The sequence below is a fragment of the Curtobacterium sp. B18 genome (assembly GCF_000333375.1).
Taxonomy (GTDB): Bacteria; Actinomycetota; Actinomycetes; order Actinomycetales; family Microbacteriaceae; genus Curtobacterium.
The window spans coordinates 1-4,820 of the sequence record NZ_BACZ01000204.1; the positions used below are offsets into that span (position 1 = coordinate 1).

At 72.1% G+C, this 4,820-nt stretch carries 5 protein-coding genes; 1 reads left to right on the forward strand and 4 read right to left on the reverse strand.

Annotation, left to right across the window (positions count from 1 at the left end):
• Window positions 1-109: 109 nt before the first annotated feature.
• On the reverse strand, window positions 110-760 hold the full coding sequence (locus I5E_RS05370) for a cyclase family protein (protein WP_022906086.1): 651 nt from the start codon (window positions 758-760) through the stop codon (window positions 110-112).
• 75 nt (window positions 761-835) lie between these two features.
• On the opposite strand from I5E_RS05370, the gene I5E_RS05375 reads away from it, so the two are divergent.
• Window positions 836-1,648 carry an N-acyl homoserine lactonase family protein gene (locus I5E_RS05375; RefSeq protein ID WP_022906087.1) on the forward strand — a complete coding sequence of 271 codons (813 nt, stop codon included), beginning with the start codon at window positions 836-838 and terminating at the stop codon, window positions 1,646-1,648.
• Between the two features lies 1 nt (window position 1,649).
• Here I5E_RS05375 and I5E_RS05380 read toward each other — a convergent pair whose 3' ends face one another.
• From I5E_RS05380 to I5E_RS05390, 3 genes are all read right to left on the reverse strand, one after another.
• Window positions 1,650-2,471: an aldo/keto reductase gene (locus tag I5E_RS05380; RefSeq protein WP_022906088.1), complete on the reverse strand. Its 822-nt coding sequence runs from the start codon at window positions 2,469-2,471 to the stop codon at window positions 1,650-1,652.
• 23 nt (window positions 2,472-2,494) lie between these two features.
• Window positions 2,495-3,547: a BLUF domain-containing protein gene (locus tag I5E_RS22580; RefSeq protein ID WP_022906089.1), complete on the reverse strand. Its 1,053-nt coding sequence runs from the start codon at window positions 3,545-3,547 to the stop codon at window positions 2,495-2,497.
• 230 nt (window positions 3,548-3,777) lie between these two features.
• Window positions 3,778-4,820: glycoside hydrolase family 38 C-terminal domain-containing protein (locus I5E_RS05390; RefSeq protein ID WP_022906090.1), on the reverse strand; the 1,043-nt coding region annotated here is incomplete at its 5' end.

Here is a 4,820-nt window from a genome sequence, read left to right on the forward strand (position 1 = left end):
GCGAGGGTGTGGGCGATCCGGCGGGCGCGCAGGAGCGGGGTCACCGACGACCACGCCGACGGCGAGCCCCCGGCCCCGTGGACGAGGACGACGTGCACCGCCGGGGCGCTCACGCGCTGACCGCCGCGACGAGGGGGAGCAGGACGGTCGGCGCGGGTGCGGCCTCGCGTCCGGCGAAGGGGACGGGCTGGCAGACCATCAGGTAGTCGCCCGGTGCGACGGCGGACAGGTCGGCGTTCTCGAGGATCACGACCCCCGCGCCGCAGAGGGCGACGTGCGTCGGCCACGACTCGGTGTGGGCCGGGGCCTCCATCGTCATGTAGTCGATGCCCGCGAACCGGACCCCGTGCTCGACGAGCCACGCGGCACCGTCCGGCCCGAGCCCGACCCAGGTCTCGGAGCGCACGTTCCGCGTCAGGGCATCGGTCGAGTTCCGGGTCCGGAAGAGCAGCCGCTCGGCTCCCGCGGCGCCGGCGGCCACGAGGTCCGCGGCCGTGATCTCCTCGGCGACGTGGCGCAGATCGAGGACGCGGACCGGCCCGACCACACTGCCGAGCGCGATCTCGTCGACCGTCGTCGCCCCGGGGACGAAGTGCGACGGGGCGTCGACGTGGGTGCCGGTGTGGGCGCCGATCAGCCATCGGGAGACGTCCGACGGGTACCCGTCCGCGATCTCCTCGACCATCTCGAAGGTCGGGCGGCGACCCCAGTGCAGCATCTCGGTGTGGATCGGGATGTTGATGTCGATCGCGTCGGTCATGGACCCCTCCGGAGATTGCGGCACAATGGATTCCGTTCTGCGGTGATTGTATCCAATTGAGACGGAGGGGTAAACATGGTCCGATCGGTCCGTGACCTGGCGACGGGCGGACTCGCGCTGGCGGGGCGCCCGCGCCGACTGGTCCCCCTCGTGCTCGGGTGGGAACCGATCCCCGAGTCCGTCTCGCTCCGCGGGGGCGATCCAGCCCGGTTCCTCCTCGAGCCGGTGACGGCCGCGGCCGTGGTGTTCGACACCGGGTGGGTGCTCGTGGACGGCGGCTTCGACCTCGACCGCGTCCGGGATCCGGAGCAGCGCGCAGCGCACTACGACCACGAGAGCTACACGGCTGTGGTGCCGCCCGGTGACGCACTGGCCGAGGGAGTCGCCGCGGCAGGGCTCCACTGGGATGCGCTCGCCGCGTGCGTGGTCTCGCACGTCCACCTCGACCACACCGGCGGCCTCCGCCTGGTGCCGCCCGGGACCCCCGTGGTGCTGCAGCGCCGCGAGTGGACCTGGCTCGGGAGCGGGGTCGGGCGGCGGGAGACCGTCGTGGTCGACGACGTGCTCGCCGCGGACGTCAGCATCGTGCTGGTCGACGGGGACACCGAGCTCGCACCGGGGCTCGGTGTGCTGGACACCCGTGGGCACACCCCGGGCCACCAGTCGGTCCGGATCGACCTGCCCGACCGTCGGGTGGTCCTGGCGTGTGACGCGGCAGACCTCGAGCGGAACCTCACCGAGCGGACCCCGTGCGGCTGGGTCGGCGTCGCGGGGGACGAACCCGACGCCCAGCGGTCCGTCGACCGACTGGCCGACCTGGCCGGCCTGCCGGGTGTCGAGGTCTGGCCCGGTCACGACCCCGCGTGGGCGCCGTGGACCCGCGCGTGACTCAGTCGGTCGTGCCCTCGAGCGCGTCGAGCGCCGCGACGTCCTCGGCCGACAGCACGAAGTCCACGTCCGCGTTCGCGGCGATGCGCGACGGCGTGGTCGACTTCGGCAGCGGCAGCACGTCCTGCTCGAGCAGGTAGCGGATCGCGACCTGGGCGACGCTCCTGTCGTACTTCGCCGCGATCTCGGCGATCTGCTCGTTGTCGAGCAGTCCGCCGGTGGCGAGCGGCGAGTACCCCTCGGTGAGGATGTCGTGCTCGCGGTCGAACGCGGTGGTCTCGGCCTGCGTGTTCCCGATGAACCAGCGGATCTGGTTGGCGTGCGGGACGACGTCGGTGCGGCCGAGCAGGTCCTCGAGGTCGGCGACGGCGAAGTTCGAGACACCGATGCTCTTCGTGCGTCCGGCGTCGTACAGCTCCTCGAACACCTTCCACACCTCGAGGTTGCCGTCCCGGTGGTCGGAGCCCATGTCGCTCCAGGGCCACGGCGCGTGGATCAGGTACAGGTCGACGTGACCGAGGTCGAGGTTGCGGCTGGACTCCTCGAAGGCCTCGCGGGCACCGGACGCGGTCTTCACCTCGGCCGGCAGCTTCGTGGTGACGAAGAGCTCGTCACGCGGGATGCCGCTGTCGCGGACGGCCTCGCCGACGCTGGCCTCGTTGCCGTATGCCAGGGCGGTGTCGATGTGTCGGTAGCCGGCGTCGAGCGCGGCCTTCGTGGCGTCGTAGGCGTCGGCGCCGGACGGGATCTGCCAGGTGCCGAAGCCGATCTTCGGGATGTGCAGGCCGTTGGACAGGGTGAACGTGTCGATGAGAGCGGGCATGGACCGGACAGTACGCCGCGCGGTCAGGGGCGGGTGATGACGGGGATGTCCCAGTAGCGGGGCTGCTCGTACTGTTCGGCCCAGCCGCGTCGCATCCGGACAGCGGCGCGGTCGAACGCCTCGACGACGTCGGTGTCCGTCGTGAGCAGCGCCTGGAGTCGGACACCGTCGTAGAGCGCGAGCAACTGCTCGGCTCCGCGGATCGGGTCCATCGTGCCGGGCTCGCGGCCGGCACGCACGTCGGCCTCGAGGCCGGTCCGGATCCGGTCCCGGAACTGACGGTAGGCGGACCGGTAGTAGTCCGCACCGTCGACGTTCGGGTCGGCCGCTGAGGCGAGACTGGAAGCGAGCAGCTCCATGAGGGCGGGCTCCTCCGCGTGGGCGACGAGCAGCGCGTGCAGGTAGGCGACCGTGCCCTTCTCGGAGGCGAGCGGCTCCAACGGGCCGGCGATCGCCCGGGTCCACCGCTCGGCGGTCGCCGCGAGGAGTGCGCGCTCGGTCGGGAACAGCGTCCGGATCTCGTCGACGGGCATCTCTGCCCACGTCGCGGCCGACCCCAGTGTGAACTGGACGACGCCGCGGTGGCGCAGCGCCGTGATCGCACCGTTGACGGCGCGCGTGCGGGGCACCTCGGCGTCGGCCGTCCGCTGGTTCGTCAGGGGCGCGAGCGGGTGCATCCGGAACCAGTCGAGGAGGTTGCGAGCGCGGGAGGCACCGAACCGGGGGTCGGCGGGACGGCCGGGTCGGAAGAGGTCCGAGAACCCGGGGACGCCGTGCACGAGCGGATCGAGCGGCTGGAACGCCATCGACCAGTCCGGGAACGACCGCTGCTGCACGGGTTCGTCGAGGAGTACCTGGACGTTCGTGTGCCGTGGGTCGATCCGGACCTGCTCGAAGCGGGCGTGCACGACGTCGTCCTCACCCTCGATGATCCCGATGCAGTTGTCGTCCTTGTGCGCGAGCATCCCGGTGATGCCGAGCGCAGAGTTCTTCTCGCGACCGACCGCGAGGATCTGGGCGAGTTCGGCATCGGTGATCGGCCGGGTCTGTGTGCTGGTGTAGACGAGTGACCGCACGGGTCGTCTCCTTCGTGCTGGGCGGCGTCGGGCTCGCCAGGTCGTGAGGCGTGCACCGAGGGCCATCCGGAGAGGCCGGCGGGTCCGTTCCCCAGCGTAGGTCTCCGCGCCCGTCTTCTCTGGCCGTCGTTCGGGGGACACCGACGCACCTCGTCCCGACCGCCGGACGGGTCGACCCACGGGAGACGCGTGGCGGACCGCCGAGCGCCTCCCGTGGGTCTCCGGCCACGTCAGCGACGCGGCCGGATCCGGAGCGTCAGCACCTGGAACGGGCGCAGGCCGAGCGCGACCGTCCCACCACCGTCCCAGGCGAAGTGCCGGGCGGACCGCGGTGCGTCGTCGATCGGGCGCTCGCGGAGGTCGACCTGCTCGACGGACGCGGCGTCGATCCGCAGCGCCAGCACGGTGTCGGTCCGGGCGCCGAGCGCCTCGTACAGCCGGACGACCACGTCGCCCGAGCGGTCGTCGGCGAGCTTGACCGACTCGACCCGCACGCCGGACGACGAGGACACGGCCGGTGCCGTCAGCGTGGTCGTCGCGGCCGTCTCGCCGGACACCGCGCGGAGCGGCAGGTTCTCGTCGTACCCGCTCGCGACGACGTCGTCGAGGTCCGCGCCGGGGTGCACGGCGTACGAGAAGGTGTGGTGGCCGAGGTCCTGTTCCGGGTCCGGGGACTGCGCCCCACGCACCAGGCTGAGCCGGACCTCGGTCTCGACCTCGCCGGTCGACCCGATCCGCCTGGTGACGTCGTGGCCGTAGGTGCCAGCGTTCGTGACCCCGATGCCGTAGCCCGGCTCCTCGACGTGCACCCAGCGGTGGGCCATGACCTCGAAGCGGGCGTCGTCCCACGAGGTGTTCGTGTGCGTCGGCCGACGGAGGTGCCCGAACTGGATCTCGGCGCTGTGGTGCTGAGCGTGCACGACGAACGGCAGCGAGGCCTTCAGCAGCTTCTCGCGCTCCTGCCACTCGACCTCGACGCCGAGGTGCACCCGCACGTCGTCGGCGTGCACCGCGATCGTCTGCACGAGCTCGGAGGCGCCGAAGCGCCGGCGGACCCGGACGGTCGCGCGGAGGTCGCCGTCGGCGACGAGCTCGACGGACTCGGCGCCGCGGAGCTCGACCACCGAGTGCCGGTAGTGCGCGTCGATGTCCCACGCGTCCCAGGCGTTCGGCAGGTCCTCGTGCAGGTGCAGCAGGTTCGCGCTGCGGTCCGCCGGCACGAGTTCCCGGTCGTTCGCCAGGTCGCGGATGGAGTCGACGAGCCCGTCGTGGT